The organism is Longibacter sp., assembly GCF_051155795.1.
Lineage (GTDB): Bacteria > Bacteroidota > Rhodothermia > Rhodothermales > Salinibacteraceae > Longibacter.
Genome location: NZ_DAXETW010000065.1, coordinates 25,001 through 28,141 on the forward strand (window position 1 = coordinate 25,001; position 3,141 = coordinate 28,141).

2 rRNA genes (1 of these 2 running past the window's edge) are annotated in these 3,141 nt (G+C 52.9%); both read left to right on the forward strand.

The features are described 5' to 3' along the window. Positions 1–2,893 (forward strand): 23S ribosomal RNA (locus tag ACFCU0_RS07185); it begins 39 nt to the left of the window's first position. 105 nt (positions 2,894–2,998) lie between these two features. After that, positions 2,999–3,110: ribosomal RNA gene (gene rrf / locus ACFCU0_RS07190) — 5S ribosomal RNA — on the forward strand. Positions 3,111–3,141 lie beyond the last annotated feature (31 nt).

Consider the following 3,141-nt stretch of genomic DNA (forward strand, 5'->3'; position numbering starts at 1 on the left):
TGGATAGGCGAAGAAGGACGTGATAAGCTGCGATAAGCTACGGGGAGCTGCAAATGAGCTGAGATCCGTAGATGTCCGAATGGGGAAACCTGGCAGGTTCAGCCTGTCACTTAGCACTGAATACATAGGTGTTAAGAGCAAACCCGGCCAACTGAAACATCTCAGTAGCCGGAGGAAAAGAGAACAAGAGTGATTTCCTGAGTAGCGGCGAGCGAAAGGGAAAAAGCCCAAACTGATGTGGTTTCGGCTGCATCAGGGTTGTAGGGCCTGCGTTATGAGTCACGCGGCAAAGACGAAGCTGTCTGGAAAGCAGCACCACAGAAGGTGATAGTCCTGTAGACGTAAGCCAACTGACTCTAGCAGGGTCCCTGAGTACCACGGGACAGGAGAAATCCTGTGGGAACCCGCCAGCACCATCTGGTAAGGCTAAATACTCATCCATGACCGATAGTGAACCAGTACCGTGAGGGAAAGGTGAAAAGAACGCCTAATAGGCGAGTAAAAAGTACCTGAAACCAAAAGCTTACAAGCAGTTGGAGCCCCTTCGTGGGGTGACAGCGTGCCTTTTGCTTAATGAGCCTACGAGTTGCTCCTCCCTGGCAAGGCTAAGACCTTTAGGGTCGAAACCGCAGCGAAAGCAAGTCTGAATAGGGCGACGAGTCAGTGGGGGCAGACGCGAAACCGGGTGAGCTACCTATGGCCAGGTTGAAGCGCGGGTAAGACCGCGTGGAGGACCGAACCGCCTGACGTTGAAAAGTCATCGGATGAGCTGTGGGTAGGGGTGAAAGGCCAATCAAACCCGGAAATAGCTCGTACTCCCCGAAATGCATTTAGGTGCAGCACCGCGTTAAAGTCTACTGGAGGTAGAGCACTGATTGGGCTAGGGCCCTTCACCGGGTACCAAACCCAGACAAACTCCGAATGCCAGTCAGACGTTCCGCGGCAGTGAGGGCACGGGGGATAAGCTCCGTGTCCGAGAGGGAAACAACCCAGATCGACAGCTAAGGCCCCAAAGTTTAGGTTAAGTTGAACGAAGGAAGTTAGACTGCATAGACAACCAGGATGTTGGCTTAGAAGCAGCCATTCATTAAAAGAGTGCGTAATAGCTCACTGGTCGAGCGGTTTAGCGCCGAAAATAACCGGGCATCAAACCTAACGCCGAAGCTTCGAATGTGTCTTTTTAGGCACATGGTAGGGGAGCATTCCAGCGGCATTGAAGCAGTGTTGTGAAGCGCTGTGGAGCTTCTGGAAAAGAAAATGTAGGCATGAGTAACGATAAGACAGGCGAGAAACCTGTCCGCCGTAAGCCTAAGAATTCCTGTTCAACGTTAATCGGAACAGGGTAAGTCGAGACCTAAGCCGAGGCCGAAAGGCGTAGGCGATGGAAAACGGGTTAATATTCCCGTACCACTCAAAAACGTTAACGTAAGGCGTGACACGGATGCGTAAGGACCGCGTGCTGTAGGATTAGCACGTTGAAGCGCGTAGGCTGAGAACTAGGTAAATCCGGTTCTCGTGAAGGCTGAAACGCGACAGTATGGGGAGCCCACGGGCAAACCAATAGAGTCCCTAAGCAGGCCGTCAAGAAAAGCGTCGTACGTTGTTGCGAGTGCTCGTATCTTAAACCGACACAGGTAGGCGAGGAGAGTATCCTCAGGCGCTCGAGTGATTCGCGGTTAAGGAATTCGGCAAATTAGCCCCGTAACTTCGGGAGAAGGGGCACCCGCTCTCATCTAAAAGCGAGAGTGGGTCGCAGTGAACAGATCCAAACGACTGTTTAACAAAAACACAGACCTCTGCTAAGTCGCAAGACGACGTATAGGGGTTGACACCTGCCCGGTACTGGAAGGTTAATGGAGTGTGTTAACACCTTCGGGTGTGAAGCTCACGACTGAAGCCCCAGTAAACGGCGGCCGTAACTATAACGGTCCTAAGGTAGCGAAATTCCTTGTCGGGTAAGTTCCGACCTGCACGAATGGTGCAACGATTTGGATACTGTCTCGACCGCGAGCTCGGTGAAATTGTGGTGCCGGTGAAGACGCCGGCTTCCCTCAGTGGGACGGAAAGACCCCGTGCACCTTTACTACACCTTGGCATTGACATTAGTCAGGATTTGTGCAGGATAGGCGGGAGACTTTGAAGCTGCGTCGCTAGGCGTGGTGGAGTCACCCTTGGAATACCGCCCTAATCCTGATTGATGCCTAACCATCGACCGTGAGCCGGTCGTGAGACATTGTCAGGCGGGTAGTTTGACTGGGGCGGTCTCCTCCTAAATTGTAACGGAGGATTTCAAAGGTACCCTCAGCATGGTCGGTAATCATGCGCAGAGTGCAAAGGCAAAAGGGTGCTTGACTGTGAGACATACAGGTCGAACAGGAGCGAAAGCTGGACTTAGTGATCCGGTGGTTCTGTATGGAAGGGCCATCGCTCAAAGGATAAAAGGTACGCCGGGGATAACAGGCTTATCTCCGCCAAGAGTTCATATCGACGCGGAGGTTTGGCACCTCGATGTCGGCTCGTCGCATCCTGGGGCTGAAGAAGGTCCCAAGGGTTGGGCTGTTCGCCCATTAAAGCGGCACGCGAGCTGGGTTCAGAACGTCGTGAGACAGTTCGGTCCCTATCTACTGAGGGCGTTGGAAATTTGAGCGGAGCTGCTTCTAGTACGAGAGGACCGAAGTGGACGGACCGCTAGTGTACGAGTTATGCCGCCAGGTGTATCGCTCGGTAGCTATGTCCGGAAGGGATAAGCGCTGAAAGCATCTAAGCACCAAGCCCCCCGCAAGAATAGATTTCCCTAATAGGTCGTTCGAGATGAGAACGTGGATAGGCAGCAGGTGTAAGCATGGCAACATGTTCAGCCGAGCTGTACTAATTACCTATGAGGCTTAGCACCCCTATTTTGCACGTGCTATCACGCAAGTTTGCCTCAAGATACTCGGCTTACAGAACGTAGAACTCTTTGTGTCAGACATTCGCCGCGACGACGCGGCAACGAGTTCCTGGTGACTACAGCGCAGGGGGTACACCTCTTCCCATCCCGAACAGAGTAGTTAAGCCCTGCAGCGCCGATGGTACTACCATTACGGTGGAAGAGTAGGTCGTTGCCAGGTTTCCTTGAAGGGCCTTACCGTCTCCGACGGT